Source organism: Pseudomonas sp. GW821-FHT04C07, from assembly GCF_059420325.1.
In genome coordinates, this window is record NZ_JBWKTM010000008.1 from 66,328 (window position 1) to 89,995 (window position 23,668).

Here is a 23,668-nt window from a genome sequence, read left to right on the forward strand (position 1 = left end):
TTAAATCTCTACAGGCGTGTCGGGGTGGTTGCCCCATTCGCCCCAAGAGCCGGCGTAGCCTTTGACTCGCGGATAACCGAGCGCCTTGGCCACCAGATAGGTGAAGCCAGAGCGATGGTGAGTCTGGCAGTGGGTGATCACTTCTTTGTCTTTGGTGATGCCGAGTTTTTCGAGGATCTGCGGCATGTCCTTGCGAATGCGCAGGTTGCGCGCCTGATCCATGCCGGCCGTCCATTCAAAATTGACCGCGCCGGGGATATGCCCGCCTTTGGCCGCGAGGACTTTTTCGCCGGAGTATTCCAGTGGGCCGCGCGCATCCCAGATCGCCAGGTCGGCAGCGCCCAAACGGCTTTGCAAGTATTCGCGGGTGGCGGTGGGTTCGTCGTGCAGGGTCAGGGCGACTGGGCCACCCACCGCAGCCGGGACCTGGATCGACATTGGCAAACCTTCTGTCAGCCAGGCCAGCAGGCCGCCGTCGACATAGTGGTAGTGGCTGTGGCCGATGACATCCAGCAGCCAGATAAAGCGCCCGGCCCAACCGCCGCCTTCGTCGTCATAGACCACGTAGACCGCATCGGGGTTGTGTCCCAGTTCACCGAACAACGCTTCAAGAGTGGCCTGTGTCGGCAACAGGCCCGGCGCAGGCGCTTGTCCAAGCTGAGTACGTTTAGGATCGACGAAGCGTGCGCCGGGAATATGTCCCTCTGCGTAGCGGGCACTGCTGGTCAGGTCGACCAGGATCAGTTCGCGGGCGTCGAGGCGGGCGAGCAGGTCGCCGGGTTCGATCACCAACGGCAAGCCAGAGAAATCAGGCATGTGAGGTCTCCAGAGCAAAAAAGGGAGGATTGTAGCGCAAGCGTCAGGTACCGCGGTTGGTAAAGCTGTGCAGGGCCTTTTCGATGCACTGTGCGGTTTTTCCGAAGGCCTGCACAGTGATTTCCGAGAACGGGCCGCCGCCCTGGTCGGCCACCAACAGCATCACCACCCGGCCGTTACTGCTCAGAGAGCGCAACAATAGATGCTCACCGCCGAACTGGCTGCGCAGGCTGTTGGGCAGCAGTGCCGAAAATTGTGCGTTGCTGGCCGGTGTCAGGCGAATTTGTGCCGGTTTTGCCAGCAGGCGTTGCAGCACGGAGCTTTGGCTGACCTGCAGGTTCAGAGCGGCCGACTCTTCGGGCAGGCCGGCAATCTGATGGACCCGCAGGCTACTCAGGCTACGGTCCGCCATCAACAGCATCACCCGGCGCATCCCGCAGGCCACCAGCGCATCGCGGGCCAAGGTGATCAGGTGCATCGCGTTGTTGAATCGGCTCGGCTCTACCAGCAATTGCGTGCAGTGCTTGCGCCACATCACCAGGTCTTCGGCCGACGGCGGTGCTGCCGGGAGCAGGGCGCGATGAATGCGGCGTGTGTTCCAGGGCCAGAGCAACGCTTGGGCCGGGTGCCAGAGGTCGGGCATTGTATGGTTGCGTGCACTCTGTGCGGCTTGCTGGTGCAGTTGCTGCTGAAGTTCGTCCATCGGTACTTGCAGATAAAGGCCGGTCAAGTACTGCCAGCGCATATTGTGCGGACTGTCCCAGGCATGCTGAGCCGACAGCGCCAGGCCGTTGGCCAGCAGCACGGTGTTGGCCGGCTGATTCAGCCAGCGGCGCAAGGCAGGGTCGGCGTCCAGTCGCTGTTGCTGACGCAAAGGGTGATCGCTGTCACGGGCGATGTGCAGAACCTTGACCAATTCCCGCTGCTCGTTGATCAACAAGCGATAGCCCTGCGCAACCCAGACCGGCAAGCGCCAGACTTCGACAAGCGCCAGGCACAATTCCAGCAGGCGCACACCGAACAATTGCTGTTCGACCTTGCGCGCTGACTCGCCCTTGTGAATCACCCTCAGCTCCCACTCTTCCAGCAATTGCGGATGCGTCAGCGTCAATGGCCAGAGCGGCGAAAGGAACAGCAAGCTGCCCCAATGGATGTCTTGCCACAGACGCGCCAGGCGGCTGGCGAACAGGCCGTTGGCCTGTTGTGTGGCGTGCTGGCTGATCAGTTGCAATTGCCGCAAGGCGATCGGGATTGCTTCCTGGGGCAAGGCTGGCAGGCGCGCGAGCAATTGTTCGGTGCGCTTCAAACCGAGACGATTGATCGCGATCTCAAGGTTTTCGGCCGGTTCGGTCATGTTTCCGTGGGTGTGGCGGTTGGCTTCGCGAATTACGCTGAGGGCCAGTGCGGGACTTTCTTGCATGAGCTCGGCGATATCGCGCATCGAACTGCGGTTATCGGCGATGGCTTTGCACACCCGGTCATGACTGGTTTGCGGCACCGGCAAAGACACGGCGTCGAGGAGCTTTATCCAGCCTTCGAGGGTCTTGGGTTTTGCAGTTGGGACTGTCGTTTCATTAATCATGGCTGGGCGCGATCATCATTCACAATTAACACGCCCAGAAGGGGGCAAACTGGCTTTTCGCCTTATCGGGCTATAGTCTGGCGCAGTTTTGCCGATAAGTAGAAGAAGAGTTTTATTAACTTCCGAATATGACCTTGAACCCGACTCAATAAGTACTCTCCTACTATGGCTAAAATCATCGGCATCATTGTCGTATTCGCGAGCGTGCTCGGCGGATACGTGCTCTCCCACGGCAAAATTGCCGCCCTGATTCAGCCTTTCGAGGTCGTGATCATTGGTGGTGCAGCCTTCGGTGCGTTCCTCCAGGCCAACCCCGGTTACATGACGCTGCACGTCCTCAAGAAAGCCCTGAGGATGTTCAGTTCGCGTTTCACTCACACCTTCTATCTGGAGGTGCTGGGCCTGATCTACGAGATCCTCAACAAGAGCCGTCGCGAAGGCATGATGGCGATTGAAAGCGACATCGAAGATGCAGCCGCCAGCCCGATCTTCGCCAAGTACCCGGCCGTGCTCAAAGATCAACGCATGACCGCGTACATCTGTGATTACTTGCGCATCATGTCCTCCGGCAACATGGCCCCCCATGAGCTTGAAGGCTTGTTCGACATGGAATTGTTCAGTCTGAAAGAAGATCTGGAGCATCCTTCTCACGCGGTCAACGGTATCGCCGATGCCATGCCCGGTTTCGGTATCGTCGCGGCGGTATTGGGTATCGTGGTGACCATGGCCTCTCTCGGCGAAGGTGACCAGAAAGCTATCGGCATGCACGTCGGTGCGGCGCTGGTCGGTACCTTCTTCGGTATTCTCGCGGCCTACGGCTTCTTCGGCCCGCTGGCTCATTCGCTGGCCCACGACGCCAAGGAAGAACTGAACGTCTACGAGGCCATCAAGGCTTCACTGGTGGCTTCGGCCTCCGGCATGCCGCCGTCGCTGGCAGTGGAGTTCGGGCGCAAGGTTCTGTACCCGGCGCACCGTCCTAGCTTCGCAGAGCTGGAACAAGCGGTTCGCGGTCGCTAAGTCATGGAAAATAATCAACCGATTATCATCAAGCGCGTCAAGCGCTACGCCGGCGGACATCACGGAGGCGCCTGGAAAATCGCCTTCGCTGACTTCGCGACGGCGATGATGGCGTTCTTCCTGGTGTTGTGGCTGTTGTCCACGGCGACCCCGGAACAGAAGATCGCCATCGCCGGTTACTTCAAGGACCCGATCGGTTTTTCCGAGAGCGGTACGCCGTTCATTATTGACCTGGGTGGTTCGCCGCAGCTGGCGCCGGAAAAGACCATCAACCCAGAGGTCAAGTCGCAGCCGCAGCCGGACAAGGTCATCATCGACACCGATCAAGTCGAAAATATGGCCGAAAAGGTCGAGCAGGAACGTCTCGAGCTGCTGCTGCAAGAATTGCAGAAAAAGGTTGAAGAGAGCCCGCAGCTGCAGAAATTCAAGGATCAGATTCTCTTCGAAATCACCCCGGACGGTTTGCGCATCCAGATCATGGACGCCGAGAACCGGCCGATGTTCGACTCCGGCAGTGCGCGTCTGAAGCCGTATTTCGAAGACATCCTGTTGGCCATGGCGGACACCATCAAAGCGGTGCCGAACAAGATCAGCGTCAGCGGTCACACCGATGCCAAACCCTACACCGGCACCGGCGACTTTGGTAACTGGGAACTGTCGGCCAACCGTGCCAACGCTGCGCGCCGGGCGCTGGTTGCCGGTGGTTATCCGGATACGCAAGTGGCCAGGGTGGTGGGCTTCGCCTCGTCGGCATTGTTTGACCGTGAACATCCGTTCAATCCGGTCAACCGGCGGATCGATATCGTCGTGCTGACCAAGAAAGCCCAGCGCGCCATCGAGGGCGAGCAAGGTGCCGAGCCTGCGCCAGCGCCGACACCAGGGCAGGGCGCACCAGGTGAAGTGCCAGGCGCGGCCGCCGACCCGAACGCTCTGCCGGCGGACAAGCAGCCGCTGCCGGCCCATGAGCTTCGGGAGAGACTGAACCTGTTTGAGGACAGTCCACCGAAAGCAGGTGAGGCGGGTAAAGCCCCTGAGCCAGCGAAGCAGTGACCCACAAAAAAGCCGCGATGATCGCGGCTTTTTTGTCTCTGCCGATTGCTACTTATTTAATAGCTGGTTTCCGGCAGGCTGGCGATGATCGAGCGGTAGCTGTTCATTCGCTGTTGTTGCACGCGGCCATCTTCCAGTGCCTTGAGCAGCGCGCAACCAGGCTCGCGGTCATGCTTGCAGTCACGGAAGCGGCAGGTGCCGATCAGATCGTTGAACTCGATGAAGCCCGCTTCGACGTCGGCGCGGCTGACATGGCCCAGACCGAATTCACGAATCCCCGGGGAGTCGATCAGTTCGCCGCCGCCCGGGAAGTGGAACAACCGCGCAGTGGTGGTGGTGTGGGTGCCTTGGCCGGAGAGTTCGGACAACGGGCCGACCCGGGCTTCGACTTCCGGTAGCAGGCTGTTCACCAGCGAGGATTTGCCGACGCCGGACTGGCCGACGAACACGCTGATACGGCCGTCCAGTTGAACTTGCAACTGCTCCATGCCGTCGCCGTGGTGGGCAGACACTTCCAGCAGCGGATAACCCAGCTGTCGATAGACCGCCAGCAAGGCATTCAGCGCCGGAGCATTTTGCTCATCGATCAGATCAGCCTTGTTCAGCAGCAACAGCGGGCGAATGCCGGCATGCTCGGCAGCCACCAGATAACGGTCGATCAGGTTGGCGTGGGGTTCGGGCAACGGGGCGAAGACGATCACGATCATGTCGACGTTGGCCGCGACGGGCTTGAGCTGGCCGCGACTGTCCGGGCGACAGAGTTCGGTGTTGCGCGGCAACTGCGCAACGATCACCCCGATACCCTGGTTGCCGGCACGCCAGACCACCTGATCGCCGGTGACCAGCGCAGGCAGATTGGCGCGCAAGTGGCAGCGGAATACCTGGCCGGCCAGTTCGCCGTCGCGGGCTTCGACCTCGACCTGCACACCGAAGTGCGCGATCACCAGCCCGGTTTGCTCGGGGCCAAGATCGCCGCCCTCGAGTGCTTCCACGGCAGAGGATTCGCGTTTGGCGGCGCGGGCGGCGCGCTCGCCTTGAATCTTTTCGATGCGCCAGTTTTGGCGACGATTGAGCTGGCGTTTGGCCATGGGTGTTCCGTGTCGATAAGGCGTCGGTTAGGTAAAACGGCCGCGAGTTTAGCACGCCCTGCCTACGGGCTAGGCTAAACTGCGCAACTACGCCGAGGAGCCGACATATGCAAAACCCGCAGAATCTGATTTGGATCGATCTGGAAATGACTGGTCTGAACCCTGACACCGACGTCATCATCGAGATGGCAACCATCGTCACTGACAGTAATCTCAATACCTTGGCTGAGGGCCCGGTCATCGCCATCCACCATAGCGACGAAATCCTCGCCGGCATGGATGAGTGGAATACCCGTCAACACGGCGGCTCCGGCCTGACTCAACGGGTTCGCGAAAGCAGCATCAGCATGGCCGAAGCCGAAGCACAGACCATCGCCTTTCTGGAGAAGTGGGTACCCAAGGGCAAGTCGCCGATCTGTGGCAACAGCATCTGTCAGGATCGCCGCTTCCTTTATACCCATATGAAAACCCTGGAAAGCTACTTCCATTACCGCAATCTTGATGTGTCGACCTTGAAAGAACTGGCCGCACGCTGGGCTCCTGATGTACGCGACAGCTTCAAGAAGGGCAGCACCCACCTTGCGCTGGACGACATCCGCGAGTCGATCGCCGAGTTGCAGCATTACCGCAAGAACTTCATCAAGTTCTGATCGGTTTGGCGGTATCGGGTCTGACCTCTTCGCGGGCAAGCCTCGCTCCTACAAGCCAGGTGTCGGGCACGCCATTGCGGTTCGACGCCAATCTTGTAGGAGCGAGGCTTGCCCGCGATGAAGGCGACGCGGGCTATCCGAATGAATACGCTTGCGCCCTCTTTTGGTGCTCACGCCAACTGGTTAGACTGCGCGCCCTCCTGCTCGGATCGCCACCATGTTGCTGATGCTTTACCTGATTGCCATTACCACCGAAGCCATGACGGGAGCCTTGTCTGCCGGTCGTCGCGGCATGGATTGGTTCGGTGTGGTGCTGATCGCCTGCGTGACGGCGCTCGGTGGCGGTTCGGTGCGCGACGTACTGCTGGGTCATTACCCTCTGACCTGGGTCAAACACCCTGAATACCTGGTACTGACCTCGATCGCGGCGCTGGTGACGATCTTTATCGCGCAGTGGATGCGCCACCTGCGCTCACTGTTCCTGGTGCTCGACGCCGCAGGTTTGGTGGCTTTCACCCTGATCGGCTGCATGATCGCCCTGGAAATGGGCCACGGTATGCTGGTGGCCTCGGTCAGCGGGGTGATCACCGGGGTGTTCGGCGGCATTTTGCGGGACATCTTCTGCAACGACATTCCATTGATCTTCCGCCGCGAACTCTATGCCAGCGTCTCGTTCGCTGCTGCATGGTGCTATCTGTTCTGCGTCTACCTGCAATTGCCGGCTGAGCAGGCGATTCTGATTACCTTGTTCGGCGGATTCTTGTTGCGCTTGTTGGCGATCCGCTTTCACTGGGAAATGCCGAAGTTCGTCTACAACGACGAGCACTGACGGTTGGCGTGCTGCTTGAGCGCCCACTCCACATGCTCGCGCACCAGTTCTGAGGGGTAATCGCGCCGCGCCTTCAACGCTTCCAGCACCGGAATGCTTGAAGGTGCATTTCCAAGCCCCACTGCCAGATTGCGCAGCCAGCGCTCATAACCGGCTCGCCGCAACGGTGAGCCTTCAGTGCTGCTGAGGAACTTGTCTTCATCCCACATAAACAACTCGGCCAACTGGGCATTGTCCAGATTGTGCCGGGGCTTGAAGTCGCCTTCTCCCGAAGGGCGGGCGAAGCGGTTCCACGGGCAGACGATCTGGCAGTCATCACAGCCAAACACCCGATTGCCGATCAATGGCCGCAAATCCTCGGGGATAGCGGATTTCAGTTCGATGGTCAGGTAGGAGATGCAGCGTCGAGCGTCCAGTACATATGGACCGACGAAGGCATTGGTCGGGCATATGTCCAGGCAAGCAGTGCAGCGACCACAGTGCTCAGTGGCGTGGGGTGGGTCTACCGGTAGCGGCAAGTCGACAAACAGCTCGCTGAGAAAGAAATAGCTGCCGGCCTTGCGGTTGAGCACCAGGGTGTTTTTACCGATCCAGCCGAGCCCCGCCTGTTCGGCGATGGCTTTTTCCAGCACCGGAGCGCTGTCGACGAAGGCGCGATAGCCGAACGGGCCGATGACCTTCTGGATGCGCTCTGCCAACTGCTGCACGCGTTTGCGGATCAGCTTGTGGTAATCGCGACCCAAGGCATACCGCGAGACATAGGCTTTTTCCGGCTGAGCCAGGCGCTGAGCCATATGGGTATCACCCGGCAGGTAGTCCATGCGCAACGAAACCACCCGCAGCGTACCCGGCACCAACTCCTCGGGATGGGAGCGTTTGCTGCCATGGGCGCCCATGTAGTCCATTTCGCCGTGATACCCGGCGTCGAGCCAGCGCTGCAGGTGCTGCTCATGCTCGGCCAGGTCCAGGCCGCTGATGCCAACTTGTTGAAAGCCCAACTCGCGACCCCAATCCTTGATTGATTGGGCGAGGGCGGGAAGGTCGACAGTAATAGCAGGCATGAGACGAGAGAAACCGGGGCTGAGGTGCGTATAATTCTGCCAGACATCGGAGCCCGAAGACGCATGCCGCAGACAAAACACGATTTACCCGACGTTCAGCACCTCGGGCCTGGCAACTTGCCGCAGCTTTCTGCGCGCTCGCCGAGCGCCCATAAAGGTCAGTTCGGCCATGTATTGTTGATCGGCGGCGACCGGGGTCTTGGCGGTGCCATCTTATTAAGTGCTGAAAGTGCCCTGCGCAGTGGCGCGGGCCTGGTTTCAGTGGCGACCCGCAGCGAGCACGTGCCGGCAGCCCTGGCGCGGCTACCGGAAGTCATGACGGTGGGTACACATTCTGCCAACCAACTGATGGGGCTGCTTGAGCGGGCATCGGTATTGGTGGTTGGTCCGGGTTTGGGGCAGGCTGCCTGGGGGCGGAGTCTGTTGTCGGCGGCGGCCAATGCGCCATTGCCGCAAGTCTGGGATGCCGATGCACTGAACCTGCTGGCCAAGGGTGGGCTGGAATTGCCAAGGGGCTGCGTGATAACGCCGCATCCGGGCGAAGCGGCGCGTCTGTTGGGGCTTTCGACAGCGGCCGTTCAGGCAGATCGTCTTACTGTTGCGCGCCAATTGAGCAAGAAATACTCGGCGGTGGTCATTCTCAAAGGTGCCGGCAGTCTGATTGCCAGCCCGGACGGTCGCCTGGCGCTGTGTGATCGTGGCCATCCGGCAATGGCGACGGCTGGTCTGGGGGATGTGCTGGCCGGATTGGTCGGCGCGCTGCTGGCTCAGGGCATGGAGGCTTACGATGCAGCCTGTCTGGCGGTCTGGCTGCACGCCAGCGCTGGCGAGCGTCAAGGCAAATTGGGCCGGGGGCTGGCGGCCAGTGATTTGATTCCAGCCATTCGTCAGTTGCTGGAGGAGCAATCACCGTGTCTGAAGTAACGCTGTATCTGGCCGATGAAGAAGCCATGATCAAGTTGGGGGCGTGTATCGCTCAAGTCACCCAAGGACTTGGGGTGATCTTCCTGGACGGTGATCTGGGGGCGGGGAAAACCACCTTGTCGCGGGGCATCATCCGTGGCCTGGGGCATATGGGGGCGGTCAAGAGTCCGACCTTTACCCTGGTTGAACCCTATGAGATCGGCGAGGTTCGGGCTTTCCATTTCGACCTTTATCGACTGGTCGATCCGGAGGAGCTGGAATTTCTCGGTATCCGTGATTACTTCGAAGGCGATGCACTGTGTCTGATCGAATGGCCCCAGCGTGGTGCAGGCTTTTTGCCAAAGCCCGACCTGACCATTACCATTAGCCCGCATAACAGCGGACGTTCGCTGAGTTTGTTGCCCCAAGGCTCGCGTGGCGAGTTGTGGTGTGCCGCTTTGGCATTGGAATTCAAATAAATGATGGGGTTAGGTATGCGCTTTCGCGCGTTGGTTGCTGTCGTAGGACTATTGCTTACGGCACTGGCCGTCGACGCTGTGGCTGCCACACAGGTCCGTAGCGTACGCCTGTGGCGCGCACCGGATAACACCCGACTGGTGTTTGACCTGTCCGGTCCGGTCCAGCACAGCGTTTTTACCCTGACGGCGCCAGATCGCCTGGTGATCGACATCAATGGCGCGACGCTTGGCGGCCCGCTGAATGTCTCCACCGCCAACACCCCGATAACCTCCATGCGCTCGGCCCAGCGTACGCCGACCGACCTGCGGGTGGTCATCGACCTGAAAAAAGCCGTCACGCCGAAAAGTTTCATCCTGGCGCCCAATGCGCAGTACGGCAACCGGCTGGTGGTCGATCTGTTCGACAACGCTGCTGATGCTGCACCGACCCCGCCGCCGACCAATGTTGCCACCGTGCCTGCGGTGCCAGTGACCCCGGTCGAGCCGTCCATCAAGCTTCCACCTGCGCCGGCCGGCAAGCGCGACATCATTGTGGTGATCGATGCCGGTCACGGTGGTGAGGACCCGGGTGCTTCCGGCTCCCGTGGTCAGAAGGAAAAAGACGTGGTGCTGGCGATCGCCAGGGAGTTGCAGCGTCAGGTCAGCGGCATGAAAGGCTTCCGTGCCGAGCTGACCCGTACCGGTGACTATTTCATTCCGTTGCGCGGACGTACCGAGATTGCCCGCAAGAAGGGCGCAGATCTGTTCGTTTCGATCCATGCCGATGCGGCGCCGTCAGCCGCCGCCTTCGGTGCTTCGGTGTTTGCCTTGTCCGAGCGCGGCGCCACCTCCGAGACCGCTCGTTGGCTGGCCGACAGTGAAAACCGCTCCGACCTGATCGGCGGTGCCGGTAATGTCAGTCTCGATGACAAGGACCGGATGTTGGCCGGTGTGTTGCTCGACCTGTCAATGACCGCCTCGCTGACCTCAAGCCTGAACGTCGGCCAGAAGGTCCTGAGCAACATTGGCCGGGTCACGCCGTTGCACAAGCAGCGCGTCGAGCAGGCCGGGTTCATGGTGCTCAAATCTCCGGATATCCCGTCGATCCTGGTAGAAACCGGATTTATTTCAAACGCCAACGAAGCGTCGAAACTGGCAGCGTCCAACCATCAGCAAGCGCTGGCCCGCTCTATCAGCAGCGGTGTTCGCCAGTTCTTCCAGCAGAATCCGCCACCTGGCACTTACATCGCCTGGCTGCGTGATTCTGGAAAAATTGCCCAAGGGCCACGTGATCACCGGGTGAGTCCGGGTGAAACGCTAGCGATGATTGCCGTGCGCTATCAGGTTTCGGCCGCCACCCTGCGCAGCGTCAACAATCTGCAGAGCGATGAACTGAAAGTCGGTCAGACCCTGACCATTCCGGGTACTGAACTGGCGGCCAAGGAATGAGTGAGATGCTGAGCAATCGCGCGCGTATTGAGCTGCTCAGCCCGCGGTTGGCGAACCAGATCGCCGCCGGCGAGGTCGTCGAGCGCCCGGCGTCAGTGATCAAGGAATTGCTGGAAAACAGCCTGGACTCCGGTGCCAAACGTATCGATGTCGACGTCGAGCAAGCGGGGGTCAAACTGTTGCGCGTGCGTGACGATGGCAGTGGCATCTCTTCGGATGACCTGCCATTAGCCCTGGCGCGACATGCCACCAGCAAGATTCGCGACCTGGAGGATCTCGAGCGCGTGATGAGCCTGGGGTTCCGCGGTGAAGCACTGGCGTCCATCAGTTCGGTAGCGCGCCTGACCCTGACCTCCCGTACCCGCGATGCCGACCAGGCCTGGCAAGTCGAGACCGAAGGCCGTGACATGGCGCCCCGCGTCCAGCCGGCGGCCCATCCAGTGGGTACTTCGGTGGAAGTGCGCGATCTGTTTTTCAACACCCCGGCGCGGCGTAAATTCCTCAAGGCCGAAAAAACCGAGTTCGATCACCTGCAAGAAGTGATCAAGCGTCTGGCGCTGGCGCGTTTCGACGTGGCGTTCCATTTGCGCCATAACGGCAAGAGCATCCTCAGTCTGCACGAAGCTCATGACGACGCGGCTCGCGCCCGGCGTGTGGCAGCGGTTTGCGGTGCAGGATTCCTCGAGCAGGCGCTGCCTATCGAGGTCGAACGCAACGGTCTGCGCCTGTGGGGTTGGGTCGGGTTGCCGACGTTCTCCCGAAGCCAGGCGGATTTGCAGTATTTCTACGTCAATGGCCGCGCCGTGCGCGACAAGCTTGTGGCCCATGCGGTGCGTCAGGCTTACCGGGATGTACTGTTCAACGGTCGGCACCCGACCTTTGTGCTGTTTTTTGAAGTCGACCCGGCGGTAGTGGACGTCAACGTGCACCCGACCAAGCACGAAGTGCGTTTCCGTGACGGGCGCATGGTGCATGATTTCCTGTATGGCACCTTGCACCGCGCCTTGGGCGACGTGCGTCCGGAGGATCATCTGGCCGCCCCAGCCGCTGCCGCCGGCATCGTCCGGCCAAGCGGAATCGAGGCCGGCGAGTTCGGACCGCAGGGCGAAATGAGTCTGGCGGCCAATCTGTTGCTGGAACAACCCCGGCCTCAACCGACATTCAATGCGCCGGGCTCAGGCGCCGGGGCGGGTTATCAATACCAATACACGCCGCGGCCTCAATCGGCGTTGCCGGCCGCCGAAGCCCAGAGCGCTTATCGCGAGTTTTTTGCGCCCTTGCCGGAAAACGCGGCAGTGTCGCTGCCGGACGGCCAGGGTGATATCCCGCCTTTGGGGTATGCGCTGGCGCAGCTTAAAGGCATCTATATCCTCTCGGAAAACGCCCAGGGCCTGGTGCTGGTGGACATGCACGCGGCCCATGAGCGGATCATGTACGAGCGGCTGAAAGTCGCGATGGCCAGCGAAGGCCTGAGCGGCCAGCCATTGCTGGTGCCTGAGTCGATTGCGGTCAGCCAGCGCGAAGCCGATTGCGCTGAAGAAAATGGCAACTGGTTCCAGCGTCTGGGCTTCGAATTACAGCGTCTGGGCCCGGAAACCCTGGCAATCCGGCAAATCCCGGCACTGCTCAAGCAGGCCGAAGCCAACCGTCTGGTTCATGACGTCCTGGCAGACCTGATGGAATACGGCACCAGTGACCGGATTCAGGCGCATCTCAATGAATTGCTCGGGACCATGGCCTGCCACGGCGCGATTCGCGCCAATCGACGCCTGGCCTTGCCGGAAATGAACGGTCTGCTGCGCGACATGGAAAACACCGAACGCAGCGGTCAATGTAACCATGGCCGACCGACCTGGACCCAATTGGGCCTGGACGATTTGGACAAACTGTTCTTGCGCGGTCGTTGATGAGCCAGCTCCCTCCAGCCATATTTCTGATGGGCCCGACTGCTGCGGGCAAGACCGATCTGGCCATCGAGTTGAGCAAAGTATTGCCCTGCGAGTTGATCAGCGTCGATTCGGCGCTGGTCTACCGCGGCATGGACATCGGCACCGCCAAGCCTTCGAAAGAGCTGTTGGCCGAGTTTCCCCATCGGTTGATCGATATTCTCGACCCGGCGCAGAGCTATTCAGCGGCTGATTTCCGTACCGACGCCCTGGCCGCGATGGCGGACATCACCGCACGCGGCAACATTCCGCTGTTGGTGGGCGGGACAATGCTCTATTACAAGGCTTTGCTCGAAGGTCTGGCGGATATGCCGGCGGCCGATCCGCACGTGCGCGCAGAAATCGAGGAGGAGGCTGCACGCCTTGGCTGGCAAGCCCTGCACGACCAACTGGCGGTGATCGACCCGGAATCTGCGGCGAGAATCCATCCCAATGATCCGCAACGACTGAGTCGGGCGCTGGAGGTTTATCGAGTCAGCGGCCTGAGCATGACGGCCCATCGGCAGCGACAATCTGCGCAAAGTACTGAAGCAGCCGCTTCGGGACGCGGACAATTGCCCTATACTGTCGCAAACTTGGCCATCGCTCCGGCGAACCGTCTGGTACTGCACGAGCGTATTGCACAAAGATTTACACAAATGTTGGAACAGGGATTCATTGACGAGGTCGTAGCTCTGCGTTCAAGAAGTGACCTGCATGCCGGGTTGCCGTCTATACGTGCTGTAGGCTATCGACAAGTCTGGGATCACCTGGATGGCAAGCTGACGTCAGCCGAGATGCAGGAGCGCGGCATCATTGCCACGCGCCAATTGGCGAAGCGCCAGTTCACCTGGCTACGCAGCTGGGCTGACCTGCATTGGCTGGACAGTCTGGATTGCGACAATCTGCCGCGCGCCTTGAAATACTTGGGAACGGTCTCCATATTGAGCTGAGTCCTTGCAATTGCCGTCTATCCTTTGGGGGAGTGGCGGCCAAAAGCCATCTGTTTTCTAATTTTTTTATTATTGATCCTTAAAGGAGTGCGGCACATGTCAAAAGGGCATTCGCTACAAGACCCTTACTTGAATACTTTACGTAAAGAGAAAGTTGGGGTTTCCATTTATCTGGTCAACGGGATCAAACTGCAAGGTCAGATCGAGTCCTTCGACCAGTTCGTGATTTTGCTGAAAAATACCGTCAGCCAGATGGTTTACAAACACGCTATCTCGACAGTGGTTCCGGTTCGTCCAATTCGCTTGCCTAGCGCAACCGAAACCGAACAGGGTGACGCTGAGCCAGGTAACGCCTGATAGGAGTCTCCTTTGTTCTTTGAGCGCCACGGTGGTGGTGAGCGGGCAATTCTCGTTCACTTGGATGGTCAGGACCCTGAGGCGCGCGAAGATCCGCAGGAGTTTCAGGAGTTGGCAATATCGGCCGGCGCCGAGACCGTCGCGTTTTTTAACGTGCCGCGTAATCGGCCAACCGCCAAATACCTGATTGGCAGCGGCAAGGTCGAAGAGTTACGCGACCTGGTCAAAGCCGAACAGGTAGATCTGGTGATTTTCAATCACATCCTCACACCCAGTCAGGAACGTAACCTCGAACGTGTTTTCGAGTGTCGCGTGATTGACCGCACGGGTCTGATTCTCGATATCTTCGCCCAACGCGCACGCACCCATGAAGGCAAGCTCCAGGTAGAGCTGGCCCAGCTTGAGTACATGAGTACGCGGCTGGTTCGTGGCTGGACTCACCTTGAGCGGCAGAAAGGCGGTATTGGTCTGCGTGGCCCGGGTGAAACCCAGCTCGAGACAGACCGGCGTCTTCTGCGGATTCGCCTGCGGCAGATCAAGGGGCGTCTGGAAAAGGTCCGCAGCCAGCGTGAGCAATCGCGTCGTGGCCGCAAGCGTGCTGACATTCCGACGGTTTCACTGGTGGGTTATACCAACGCCGGCAAATCGACGCTGTTCAACTCGGTGACCGACTCCGATGTCTTCGCGGCCAACCAGCTATTCGCCACTCTCGACCCGACCCTGCGCCGCCTCGAGCTCGAAGACCTCGGTCCCATCGTGCTGGCCGATACCGTGGGTTTTATCCGCCATTTGCCGCATAAGCTGGTCGAGGCGTTTCGGGCTACGCTGGAGGAGTCGAGCAACTCCGACCTGTTGTTGCACGTGATCGACGCCCATGAGCCCGAGCGTATGGCTCAGATTGAGCAGGTCATGGTGGTGCTCGGCGAGATCGGTGCTCAAGACTTGCCGATCCTGGAGGTCTATAACAAACTCGATTTGCTTGAGGGTGTGGAGCCGCAGATCCAGCGCGATGCCGACGGCAAGCCGCAGCGGGTCTGGTTGTCGGCCCGGGACGGTCAGGGACTGGATCTGCTCAAGCAGGCTGTCGCAGAATTGCTCGGCAACGATTTGTTCGTCGGCACCTTGCGCTTGCCCCAGCGTTTTGCTCGACTGCGTGCTCAGTTCTTCGCTTTAGGCGCAGTACAGAAAGAAGAACACGATGAAGAAGGCATCAGTTTACTGGCTGTTCGCTTGCCACGGGTCGAGTTGAATCGACTGGTGAGTCGCGAAGGAATGCAACCGCTGGAGTTCATCGAGCAACACACTTTGCAATAAAAGCCTGAAAAAGCGGTTGTGCCGCTGTAGCAGGCATTCTGTAGCATTGGTCGGCGCGCCGCGGGCGCGTCTTTGCTTTATCAGATGGAGAGCGCTATGGCTTGGAATGAGCCGGGTGGCAACTCGAATAATCAGGATCCTTGGGGTGGTAAGCGCCGAAATAATGGCGACCGCAAGGGGCCGCCAGATCTCGACGAGGCCTTCCGTAAGCTACAGGAAAGCCTGAATGGGTTGTTCGGTGGTAGCAAGAAACGTGGTGACGATGGCGGTGGTTCAAGCAAGGGCGGAGGTTACGGCTTGCTTGGTATCGGCCTTGTCGTGCTGGCGGCCATCTGGCTGTACAGCGCGGTTTATGTCGTAGACGAGCAGGAGCAGGCCGTGGTGCTGCGCTTCGGCAAGTACTATGAAACCGTCGGCCCGGGTCTGAACATTTACTTCCCGCCGATCGATCGCAAGTACATGGAAAACGTCACGCGTGAGCGTGCCTATACCAAGCAGGGTCAAATGCTGACTGAAGACGAAAACATCGTCGAAGTGCCGCTGACCGTGCAGTACAAGATCAGCAACCTGCAGGACTTCGTGCTGAACGTCGATCAGCCGGAAATCAGCCTGCAACACGCGACCGAGAGTGCCCTGCGCCATGTGGTGGGTTCCACCGCGATGGACCAGGTGCTGACCGAGGGGCGTGAGTTGATGGCCAGCGAAATCAAGGAGCGTCTGCAACGCTTCCTCGATACCTATCGCACCGGTATCACCGTCACTCAGGTCAACGTTCAGAGCGCTGCCGCTCCCCGTGAAGTCCAGGAAGCCTTCGATGACGTGATCCGCGCTCGTGAAGATGAGCAGCGTTCGCGCAACCAGGCTGAGACCTACGCCAACGGCGTGGTGCCGGAAGCTCGTGGCCAGGCCCAGCGGATCCTCGAGGATGCCAATGGTTACCGCGACGAGACCGTCTCTCGCGCCAAGGGTGAGGCCGATCGCTTCACCAAACTGGTGGCCGAGTACCGCAAGGCCCCTGAGGTCACCCGTCAGCGTCTGTACCTGGACACCATGCAGGAAGTCTTCAGCAACACCAGCAAGGTGCTTGTGACCGGTAACAAGAACGGGCAGAGCAACCTGCTTTATCTGCCGCTGGACAAGATGATCGAAAGCGGTCGTAGCGGCACTGCACCGGCAGTGGGCGCGGCAGCAGCTGGCAACAGCGATGTGAGCCCGCGCAGCGCAGCGGATTCGCAGCAACAGCAAACGCGTACCAGGGAGAGTCGCTGATGAGCAATAAATCGCTGATCGCCCTTATTGTCGGCGTCATCGTGGCTATCGCTGCCTGGAACTGCTTCTACATCGTGGCTCAGACAGAGCGTGCGGTGCTGCTGCAGTTCGGTCGCGTGGTTCAGACTGATGTTCAGCCGGGCCTGCATGTGAAAGTGCCTTACGTCAACCAGGTGCGCAAGTTCGACGCGCGCTTGATGACGCTTGATGCACCGACGCAGCGCTTCCTGACGCTGGAAAAGAAAGCCGTCATGGTCGATGCCTACGCCAAGTGGCGCGTGAAAGATGCCGAGCGCTTCTACACCGCGACATCCGGCCTCAAGCAGATTGCTGATGAGCGACTCTCGCGTCGTCTGGAATCGGGCCTGCGTGACCAGTTCGGTAAACGCACCCTGCATGAAGTGGTTTCCGGTGAGCGCGATGCGCTGATGGCGGACATCACTGCTTCGCTCAATAAAATGGCGGAAAAAGAGCTGGGCATCGAAGTTATCGATGTTCGGGTCAAGGCCATCGATCTGCCGAAGGAAGTGAACCGCAGCGTGTTCGAGCGTATGAGCACCGAGCGTGAGCGTGAAGCTCGCGAGCATCGCGCCAAAGGTAACGAGCTGGCAGAAGGCATTCGTGCCGACGCCGATCGTCAGCGTCGCGTGTTGCTTGCCGAGGCTTATCGTGAGTCGGAAGAGGCTCGCGGTGATGGCGATGCCCAGGCCGCTTCGATTTACGCCAAGGCCTATGGTCAGGATCAGGAGTTCTACGCGTTCTACCGTAGCCTGCGTGCCTACCGTGAAAGCTTCACGAACAAATCCGACGTCATGGTTCTGGACCCAAACAGCGACTTCTTCCGTTTTCTGGAAAAAGCCAAGCCTTGATGGGGCGCCCCGCCGAGCGGCTAATGCGCTTGGCGGGGTGATCCTTTGGGAAAACGAGTGTATGATGCGGCAGCCGGGAAATTCCCGGCTTTTTTGCGTCTGCACGTTTGATTGGCTGAAGTTCGCTTGAGAACTTGGCAAGATTTTTCGAGGAAAGTGCTGTGTAGCCTGGGTTCAGGCTGTTGTCCGACTGGGTTTGCGTCGGATGCAATACTTTCTGCTTTACTCAAGGCTCGCCCAGAAGCGTGCCGCCCGGATCACAGGGGAATGGCGTAATGGCAACGGTAGACCGCTGGCTGCTGCCAGATGGCATCGAAGAAGTACTTCCGCCGGAAGCGGCGCGTATTGAAGTAGCGCGTCGTCAGGTGTTGGATCTGTTCCAGAGCTGGGGCTATGAGTTCGTCGTCACCCCGCACATCGAATATCTGGAATCCCTGCTGACTGGAGCAGGCCAGGATCTCGATCTGCGGACCTTCAAGGTGATCGACCCGCAGTCGGGCCGACAGATGGGCTTTCGCGCCGACATCACCCCGCAAGTGGCGCGTATCGACGCGCATACCTTGCGTCGCGAAGGTCCGAGCCGCCTATGCTATGCCGGTAGTGTTCTGCATGCGCAGCCGCGTGCCTTGTCGTCCTCGCGCAGCCCGATTCAACTGGGCGCCGAGTTGTACGGCGATGCGAGTCCGAGCAGCGACGTTGAAGTCATCAGCTTGATGCTGGCGATGCTGCAACTGGCCGATGTGCCGGATGTGCACATGGATCTTGGCCATGTGGGTATCTATCGTGGTCTGGCCCGTGCCGCCGGTTTGTCCGGTGAAGTGGAGCAACAGTTGTTCGACGCTTTGCAGCGCAAGGCGATCGATGAGGTCATTACCTTGACCGAAGGCCTGCCTGCCGATCTGTCGGGCATGCTGCGGGCGTTGGTCGATTTGTGTGGCGGCCGTGAAGTATTGGCGGCTGCCCGTGAGCGTCTGGCCAATGCGCCGGCTCCTGTTCTGGCTGCGCTGGATGACTTGCTGGCGATTGCCGAGCGTTTGTCCGCGCGTTTCCCGGAGTTGCCGCTTTACTTCGACCTGGGTGAGTTGCGCGGTTATCACTACCACACCGGTGTGGTGTTCGCAGTATTCGTCCCGGGTGTTGGCCAGTCCATCGCTCAGGGCGGTCGTTATGACGATATTGGCGCCGACTTCGGTCGTGCCCGTCCGGCGACTGGCTTCTCTACCGATTTGAAAACCCTGGTGACCCTGGGGCGTGCTGAAGTCGAGCTACCGTCTGGCGGTATCTGGATGCCTGACAGTACGGACGCGGCACTCTGGCAGCAGGTTTGCCAGTTGCGCAGTGAGGGTCAGCGTGTCGTTCAGGCGTTGCCTGGGCAGCCTTTGGCCGCCGCCCGTGAAGCGGACTGCGACCGGCAATTGATTCTGCAGAACGGGCTTTGGCAAGTATTGCCGCTGGCCTCTTGAGTTTTCCTGCCGGCCGCTGCCGGCACCAAGTTTGCGCGAATGAGGACAAGTGTTATGGGTAAGAATGTCGTAGTCCTGGGCACCCAATGGGGTGATGAGGGCAAAGGCAAGATCGTTGATCTGCTGACCGAACATGCTGCCGCCGTAGTGCGCTATCAGGGTGGCCACAACGCCGGTCACACGCTGGTGATCGACGGCGAGAAAACCGTCTTGCACCTGATCCCCTCGGGCGTACTGCGCGAAGGCGTGCAGTGCCTGATCGGTAACGGCGTGGTGGTTGCACCTGACGCCTTGCTGCGTGAAATCATCAAGCTGGAAGAGAAAGGCGTACCGGTGCGCGAGCGCCTGCGTATCAGCCCGTCCTGCCCGCTGATCCTGTCCTACCACGTGGCGCTGGACCAGGCCCGTGAAAAAGCCCGTGGCGAGCTCAAGATCGGTACTACCGGTCGCGGTATCGGCCCGGCTTATGAAGACAAGGTTGCACGTCGCGGCCTGCGTATCGGTGACCTGTTCCATCGCGAGCGTTTCGCCGCGAAGCTGGGTGAGTTGCTGGATTACCACAACTTCGTGCTGGTCAATTACTACAAAGAGCCGGCGATCGACTTCCAGAAGACACTCGACGAGTGCATGGAATACGCCGAGCTGCTCAAGCCGATGATGCTGGACGTGACTGCCGAGCTGCACGACCTGCGTCGCGCCGGCAAGGACATCATGTTCGAAGGTGCCCAGGGCTCGCTGCTGGACATCGACCATGGTACCTACCCGTACGTCACCAGTTCCAACACCACGGCCGGCGGCATCGCTACCGGTTCGGGTTTTGGTCCGATGTACCTGGATTACATTCTGGGCATCACCAAGGCTTACACCACTCGCGTGGGTTCGGGTCCATTCCCGACCGAGCTGTTCGATGACGTTGGTGCGTTCCTGGCCAAGCGTGGCCACGAGTTCGGCGCTACCACCGGCCGTGCTCGTCGTTGCGGCTGGTTCGATGCCGTGATCCTGCGTCGCGCCATCGACGTAAACAGCATCTCCGGCCTGTGCCTGACCAAGCTCGACGTGCTCGACGGTCTTGAGACCATCAATATCTGCGTGGGCTACAAGAACCAGGATGGTGCAGTGATCGACGCACCGACCGACGCCGACAGCTACATCGGCCTGGAGCCAGTGTACGAACAAATGCCGGGCTGGACCGAGTCGACCCTGGGTGCCAAGACCCTGGAAGAGCTGCCAGCGGCTGCTCGTGCTTACATTAAGCGCGTCGAAGAGTTGGTTGGCGCGCCGATCGACATTATTTCGACGGGGCCGGACCGCAACGAGACCATCGTTCTGCGTCATCCGTTTGCTTAATAAGTCGTTGATGTAAAACGCAAAGGACCCTTTATAGGGTCCTTTGTCGTTTCTGTCTGTTGGACGGCACGACCTTTGCTGTGATTATCCTTTCCAGGGTGCCATCAATTTAATGGCGTCAACGTAGAGGGATTTCCTGTGTCGGCCGTTCTCTCACTGTTACAAAGCCGTTTACTGCGGCCTGTGTTCGTTACCCTTGGTATCGCCCTTTTGGTGCAGGTGCTGGTGGCTGTTGCTCTGACTCGGAGTACGGTGACCGCATTGGAAGCTGATCTCGGTACCCGACTGGGTGTCGATAGCCAGAAACTGTCTGGCGAGCTCGAGCAGGCGGGGCGTGAAGTCACGTCGAGCCTCGACAGTCTCTCCACCAGTACCCGTCAGCGCCTGACCGCGGGTCTGTCCTCGCGACTGAAGGATGAGCAGTCGCAACTGCGTGCTGCACTGGAAAAGGATCTGAAGGACTCGGCCAATGATATGGCCCAGCTTCTTGCTTCTGTGGCTCCGCGCGCGATGTGGGACAACGATGTCCCGACCCTTTCCGAATTCGCCCGACGTGCCCAGCGCAATCCCAACGTGCTGTTCGTGGTGTATGACGACGCCACCGGCCAGCACCTGACTCGCTATATGAATCGGGAAAACCCGATCAACAAGGCCCTTCTGGAGAAAGGCCAGGGCGAGCGCGCGATGGATAAAGTGCTGGATGCGGCGAAGCACGATTCTTCGGTCTACTACCTCGAAGCCTCGATCAGTCCCAATGGCGTGGAAATCGGCAAGGTATTGATGGGGGTCTCCACGGCTTCGGTAGAGACTGATCTGGCGGCTTTGGATAAACGCTTCTCGGCCTTGATTGCCAGCAGTGATCAATTGGTTGGCGATAGTCTCAAGGGCGCAGCGGCTGATAGCGCAACCGCTATGCGTGGGCGCTTGCAGTCGGCGCAAACCACCGCCTCGCAGATGAAGGACAATACCACCAGCACCGTGCAGGAGGCTGCAGCAACGTTGCGCTGGCGGATCGGCATGGGCCTGGCATTGGTCGGGTTTGGTGTCTTGCTGTTGCTGGCGGTGGTGCTGGGACGTCGGGTGGTCAACCGATTGCATCTATTGATCGCGGCGCTGAATGATTTGGCAGCCGGTGAGGGTGATTTGACCAAGCGCGTCCAGCTCAACAGCAAGGACGAGATCGGCGACATGGCTGCGGCGGTCAACCGCTTTGTGGATAAGTTGCAGCCGATTGTCCGCGAGGCAGGCGATGTAGCGCAGCGCACGGGTGTCGAGATTGGCGCCATGACCCTGCGCAATGCCGGTGCCGATGCGGCAGCAACGGCGCAGCGGGACGAAGTCGCGGAGAGCCTGCGTGCGTTGTCGCAAATGGCCGATGAGGCCCAGGCCGAAAGTCATGCCATGCAGGCGGCTTTGAAGCAGGTGGTGGATATCCGTCAGGCGACCGACGAGAACACCCGTACATCGGCGCAGGTCGGAAGCTTGATCGAGGCATTGGCCGGGCAGGTGGATACCGGCGCCAAAGTGATCGAGCGACTGGCGCAACAAAGCGAGCAGATTGAAGTGGTGCTGACGGTGATTCACGGAATTGCCGAACAGACCAACCTGCTGGCGCTGAACGCGGCCATTGAAGCGGCGCGCGCCGGCGAAACCGGGCGCGGTTTTGCGGTGGTGGCCGATGAGGTGCGGGCGCTGGCGAGTAAGACTCAAAGCTCAACCGGCGACATCCAGGCGCATATTGGTGCCTTGCAGCAGGGGGCGCGCGAAGCGGTAGCGGCGATTGGTCAGGCGGGTCGTCAGGCCAGCGAAGGCTTGCTGGTGTTGCGTGACAGTGCGCGCTTGCAGCAGTCGGTGCAGTCCTCGGTTGAGCAGGTCCATGCGGCGATTGGTTTGGCTACCCAGGCGGCGGCTCATCAGGCGAAAGGTGCGCACGCGGTACGTGGGCGGGTCGAAACCATCCATGCCCAGGCAGAGCGCGCGGCTCAGGCGGTGGTGGAGACAACCGCCAGCGGCAAGGTGCTGGACGGTTTGGCGGCGCAACTGAAGGCGAGTCTGGGGCAGTTCAGGGCATAGATGTTGCCTGTTCCATCGCCATCACGCCCTGAGCCTTTCCGTCAGCACGGCTTTGCTGTGTCCGGCTCGCTGATCAAAGGCGAGCCGTGCCGAGGCAAGGCCTGTAGATAAACGTTTTCGTCGTACACGGTGCTGGTTTTCCAGCACCGATAAACGATCCGGATCCACTTGAACGCCAGTGCCCTGAGGGCCGCTTGGTAAGAGCTGCCTTTGGCCCTTTGCTGGCGATAATACGCCTCTGCCCACACCGATTGATTGATGCTGTGGGCAGCCCATTCAACAAAGGTCTGGCGCAAAAAAGTTGCGCATTGATAGCGCCAGTGGACGATTTTTTTCTTGCCACTGCGTTCGGTGACCGGGGCGATCCCGGCATATCGCTGCACCGCACTGGCATCCTTGCCGCGAACCCGCAATTCCAGCCACAACAGCACAAGACAAAGCGCGAGCAATACCGCAGACAGCATCGCTGCATTGGCGTTGCTGAATTCCAGCTCGAACTGCTGGTAAATCGCTGTGGTAAAGGTTTGCAGGCCGATGATCGACAGGGCGCCGAACTCCACCAGCATGTGCAGGGCGATCAGCAGTGATCCGGCCAGTAAAGAAGGCCAAAGCAAGGGTAGGGTGATCCTGAAGAGCCCCCCCCCCCCCCCACAAGCGGCGCCCAGGCAAGTTGCTGCGCTCCAGCAACCAGGCCAGAGACAAGCCGATCACGCCGATCATCAGTCACAGCGTATTGCGCAGTAAGCCAAAGACATAGGGGCGCCACAGTAAATGCAGTGCCTGGGCCCAACCGGCTTGCCAGGCTTTGAGTCCGACATACAGCAACGGCAGCAGGCTCAGCACCACTAACAGCAGCACTGGTAACAGCAGCCAGATTGATGGTCGTTTGCGCCGTGGCATAGAACCCCTGCGGTTTGCGGAGGCGGCTAGCGATGCGCTCATCAGTTCAGGCCAACGTCACGTTCCAGATCCGGCGCTTGTTCGGCGTTGCCAAGGTCGGCCGGGGTGACGTTTGGTGGTTGCAGCTGGTTGAAGGGTTTCAGGCCGCGGTCCGACATGTTGTTGCCGTAGACCTACCGAAGGCGCGCAGGCTGCGCAGATTCGAAAACCAGAAACGCAAAAACCCGCTTTCGCGGGTTTTTGTGAAGCTTCAAAGCAATGCTCTGAAGTTTGAATTGGTGCCCAGAAGAAGACG

21 protein-coding genes, 1 tRNA gene and 2 pseudogenes (1 of these 24 cut by a window edge) are annotated in these 23,668 nt (G+C 59.8%); 16 read left to right on the forward strand and 8 right to left on the reverse strand.

What is annotated here, in order from left to right; all coding sequences use genetic code 11:
- On the reverse strand, nt 1-816 hold the full coding sequence (gene rhdA, locus AC07UI_RS16085) for a thiosulfate sulfurtransferase (protein WP_494993424.1): 816 nt from the start codon (nt 814-816) through the stop codon (nt 1-3).
- 43 nt (nt 817-859) lie between these two features.
- Nucleotides 860-2,398 carry an HDOD domain-containing protein gene (locus tag AC07UI_RS16090; protein WP_494993425.1) on the reverse strand — a complete coding sequence of 513 codons (1,539 nt, stop codon included), beginning with the start codon at nt 2,396-2,398 and terminating at the stop codon, nt 860-862.
- Nucleotides 2,399-2,563: 165 nt separating this feature from the next.
- Here AC07UI_RS16090 and motA point away from each other — a divergent pair, with 165 nt between their 5' ends.
- Both motA and motB read left to right on the forward strand, forming a co-directional pair.
- Entirely contained in the window at nt 2,564-3,415 is an 852-nt protein-coding gene (gene motA / locus AC07UI_RS16095; RefSeq protein WP_494993426.1) for a flagellar motor stator protein MotA, read from the forward strand.
- Between the two features lie 3 nt (nt 3,416-3,418).
- Complete coding sequence (gene motB / locus AC07UI_RS16100) at nt 3,419-4,465, forward strand: flagellar motor protein MotB (protein ID WP_494993427.1); 1,047 nt, start codon at nt 3,419-3,421, stop codon at nt 4,463-4,465.
- 56 nt (nt 4,466-4,521) lie between these two features.
- On the opposite strand, the gene rsgA is transcribed toward motB, so the two are convergent.
- The gene (rsgA, locus tag AC07UI_RS16105) at nt 4,522-5,553 is read right to left on the reverse strand and encodes a small ribosomal subunit biogenesis GTPase RsgA (RefSeq protein WP_494993428.1); all 1,032 of its coding nucleotides are present in this window, start codon (nt 5,551-5,553) and stop codon (nt 4,522-4,524) included.
- A 107-nt stretch (nt 5,554-5,660) separates the two neighbouring features.
- Here rsgA and orn point away from each other — a divergent pair, with 107 nt between their 5' ends.
- Together orn and AC07UI_RS16115 are read left to right on the forward strand one after the other, a co-directional pair.
- Nucleotides 5,661-6,203, forward strand: coding sequence for an oligoribonuclease (gene orn, locus AC07UI_RS16110; RefSeq protein ID WP_494993429.1), 543 nt, complete (start codon nt 5,661-5,663; stop codon nt 6,201-6,203).
- 217 nt (nt 6,204-6,420) lie between these two features.
- Complete coding sequence (locus AC07UI_RS16115; RefSeq protein WP_494993430.1) at nt 6,421-7,032, forward strand: trimeric intracellular cation channel family protein; 612 nt, start codon at nt 6,421-6,423, stop codon at nt 7,030-7,032.
- Here the strand turns inward: AC07UI_RS16115 and queG are convergent.
- On the reverse strand, nt 7,014-8,093 hold the full coding sequence (gene queG / locus AC07UI_RS16120) for a tRNA epoxyqueuosine(34) reductase QueG (protein WP_494993431.1): 1,080 nt from the start codon (nt 8,091-8,093) through the stop codon (nt 7,014-7,016). The genes AC07UI_RS16115 and queG overlap by 19 nt on opposite strands.
- A 63-nt stretch (nt 8,094-8,156) precedes the next feature.
- On the opposite strand from queG, the gene AC07UI_RS16125 reads away from it, so the two are divergent.
- From AC07UI_RS16125 to AC07UI_RS16180, 12 genes are all read left to right on the forward strand, one after another.
- Nucleotides 8,157-9,017 carry an NAD(P)H-hydrate dehydratase gene (locus AC07UI_RS16125; protein WP_494993432.1) on the forward strand — a complete coding sequence of 287 codons (861 nt, stop codon included), beginning with the start codon at nt 8,157-8,159 and terminating at the stop codon, nt 9,015-9,017.
- Entirely contained in the window at nt 9,005-9,475 is a 471-nt protein-coding gene (tsaE, locus tag AC07UI_RS16130; RefSeq protein ID WP_494993433.1) for a tRNA (adenosine(37)-N6)-threonylcarbamoyltransferase complex ATPase subunit type 1 TsaE, read from the forward strand. The genes AC07UI_RS16125 and tsaE overlap by 13 nt, the downstream gene beginning before the upstream one ends.
- Nucleotides 9,476-10,903 carry an N-acetylmuramoyl-L-alanine amidase gene (locus tag AC07UI_RS16135; RefSeq protein WP_494993434.1) on the forward strand — a complete coding sequence of 476 codons (1,428 nt, stop codon included), beginning with the start codon at nt 9,476-9,478 and terminating at the stop codon, nt 10,901-10,903. It abuts the gene before it with no gap.
- Between the two features lie 8 nt (nt 10,904-10,911).
- Nucleotides 10,912-12,810 carry a DNA mismatch repair endonuclease MutL gene (mutL, locus tag AC07UI_RS16140; RefSeq protein ID WP_494993625.1) on the forward strand — a complete coding sequence of 633 codons (1,899 nt, stop codon included), beginning with the start codon at nt 10,912-10,914 and terminating at the stop codon, nt 12,808-12,810.
- Entirely contained in the window at nt 12,810-13,781 is a 972-nt protein-coding gene (gene miaA / locus AC07UI_RS16145) for a tRNA (adenosine(37)-N6)-dimethylallyltransferase MiaA (protein WP_494993435.1), read from the forward strand. Before mutL ends, miaA begins: the two co-directional genes overlap by 1 nt.
- Before the next feature lie 96 nt (nt 13,782-13,877).
- Nucleotides 13,878-14,138, forward strand: a complete 261-nt coding sequence (gene hfq, locus AC07UI_RS16150; RefSeq protein ID WP_419117040.1) for an RNA chaperone Hfq — start codon at nt 13,878-13,880, stop codon at nt 14,136-14,138.
- A gap of 12 nt (nt 14,139-14,150) precedes the next feature.
- A complete protein-coding gene (gene hflX / locus AC07UI_RS16155; RefSeq protein WP_494993436.1) occupies nt 14,151-15,452 on the forward strand; it encodes a ribosome rescue GTPase HflX in 1,302 nt (433 codons plus the stop codon).
- Between the two features lie 96 nt (nt 15,453-15,548).
- Nucleotides 15,549-16,721, forward strand: coding sequence for an FtsH protease activity modulator HflK (hflK, locus tag AC07UI_RS16160; protein WP_494993437.1), 1,173 nt, complete (start codon nt 15,549-15,551; stop codon nt 16,719-16,721).
- On the forward strand, nt 16,721-17,590 hold the full coding sequence (gene hflC / locus AC07UI_RS16165) for a protease modulator HflC (protein WP_494993438.1): 870 nt from the start codon (nt 16,721-16,723) through the stop codon (nt 17,588-17,590). The genes hflK and hflC overlap by 1 nt, the downstream gene beginning before the upstream one ends.
- Nucleotides 17,591-17,865: 275 nt before the next feature.
- Nucleotides 17,866-19,053, forward strand: coding sequence for an ATP phosphoribosyltransferase regulatory subunit (locus tag AC07UI_RS16170; protein WP_494993439.1), 1,188 nt, complete (start codon nt 17,866-17,868; stop codon nt 19,051-19,053).
- Between the two features lie 54 nt (nt 19,054-19,107).
- Nucleotides 19,108-20,400, forward strand: a complete 1,293-nt coding sequence (locus AC07UI_RS16175; protein ID WP_494993440.1) for an adenylosuccinate synthase — start codon at nt 19,108-19,110, stop codon at nt 20,398-20,400.
- Nucleotides 20,401-20,538: 138 nt separating this feature from the next.
- Nucleotides 20,539-22,473, forward strand: coding sequence for a methyl-accepting chemotaxis protein (locus AC07UI_RS16180; protein ID WP_494993441.1), 1,935 nt, complete (start codon nt 20,539-20,541; stop codon nt 22,471-22,473).
- A gap of 41 nt (nt 22,474-22,514) precedes the next feature.
- Here the strand turns inward: AC07UI_RS16180 and AC07UI_RS16185 are convergent.
- The 4 genes and pseudogenes from AC07UI_RS16185 to AC07UI_RS16200 form a co-directional block, all read right to left on the reverse strand.
- Nucleotides 22,515-22,889: pseudogene (locus tag AC07UI_RS16185) on the reverse strand (transposase); the annotation flags it as partial.
- Nucleotides 22,890-23,196: 307 nt separating this feature from the next.
- Complete coding sequence (locus AC07UI_RS16190) at nt 23,197-23,373, reverse strand: hypothetical protein (protein WP_494993442.1); 177 nt, start codon at nt 23,371-23,373, stop codon at nt 23,197-23,199.
- A 41-nt stretch (nt 23,374-23,414) separates the two neighbouring features.
- Nucleotides 23,415-23,528, reverse strand: a pseudogene (locus AC07UI_RS16195) (iron ABC transporter substrate-binding protein); the annotation flags it as partial.
- A 121-nt stretch (nt 23,529-23,649) separates the two neighbouring features.
- Nucleotides 23,650-23,668 (reverse strand) — tRNA-Leu (locus AC07UI_RS16200) (it continues 168 nt past the right edge of the window).

What these genes read in the sequence shown, in the direction of transcription:
- rhdA (WP_494993424.1), bottom strand. Translation starts at nt 816, where the DNA reads ATGCCTGATTTCTCTGGCTTGCCGTTGGTGATCGAACCCGGCGACCTG.
- AC07UI_RS16090 (WP_494993425.1), bottom strand. Translation starts at nt 2,398, where the DNA reads ATGATTAATGAAACGACAGTCCCAACTGCAAAACCCAAGACCCTCGAA.
- motA (WP_494993426.1), top strand. Translation starts at nt 2,564, where the DNA reads ATGGCTAAAATCATCGGCATCATTGTCGTATTCGCGAGCGTGCTCGGC.
- motB (WP_494993427.1), top strand. Translation starts at nt 3,419, where the DNA reads ATGGAAAATAATCAACCGATTATCATCAAGCGCGTCAAGCGCTACGCC.
- rsgA (WP_494993428.1), bottom strand. Translation starts at nt 5,553, where the DNA reads ATGGCCAAACGCCAGCTCAATCGTCGCCAAAACTGGCGCATCGAAAAG.
- orn (WP_494993429.1), top strand. Translation starts at nt 5,661, where the DNA reads ATGCAAAACCCGCAGAATCTGATTTGGATCGATCTGGAAATGACTGGT.
- AC07UI_RS16115 (WP_494993430.1), top strand. Translation starts at nt 6,421, where the DNA reads ATGTTGCTGATGCTTTACCTGATTGCCATTACCACCGAAGCCATGACG.
- queG (WP_494993431.1), bottom strand. Translation starts at nt 8,093, where the DNA reads ATGCCTGCTATTACTGTCGACCTTCCCGCCCTCGCCCAATCAATCAAG.
- AC07UI_RS16125 (WP_494993432.1), top strand. Translation starts at nt 8,157, where the DNA reads ATGCCGCAGACAAAACACGATTTACCCGACGTTCAGCACCTCGGGCCT.
- AC07UI_RS16135 (WP_494993434.1), top strand. Translation starts at nt 9,476, where the DNA reads ATGATGGGGTTAGGTATGCGCTTTCGCGCGTTGGTTGCTGTCGTAGGA.
- miaA (WP_494993435.1), top strand. Translation starts at nt 12,810, where the DNA reads ATGAGCCAGCTCCCTCCAGCCATATTTCTGATGGGCCCGACTGCTGCG.
- hfq (WP_419117040.1), top strand. Translation starts at nt 13,878, where the DNA reads ATGTCAAAAGGGCATTCGCTACAAGACCCTTACTTGAATACTTTACGT.
- hflK (WP_494993437.1), top strand. Translation starts at nt 15,549, where the DNA reads ATGGCTTGGAATGAGCCGGGTGGCAACTCGAATAATCAGGATCCTTGG.
- hflC (WP_494993438.1), top strand. Translation starts at nt 16,721, where the DNA reads ATGAGCAATAAATCGCTGATCGCCCTTATTGTCGGCGTCATCGTGGCT.
- AC07UI_RS16170 (WP_494993439.1), top strand. Translation starts at nt 17,866, where the DNA reads ATGGCAACGGTAGACCGCTGGCTGCTGCCAGATGGCATCGAAGAAGTA.
- AC07UI_RS16175 (WP_494993440.1), top strand. Translation starts at nt 19,108, where the DNA reads ATGGGTAAGAATGTCGTAGTCCTGGGCACCCAATGGGGTGATGAGGGC.
- AC07UI_RS16190 (WP_494993442.1), bottom strand. Translation starts at nt 23,373, where the DNA reads ATGCCACGGCGCAAACGACCATCAATCTGGCTGCTGTTACCAGTGCTG.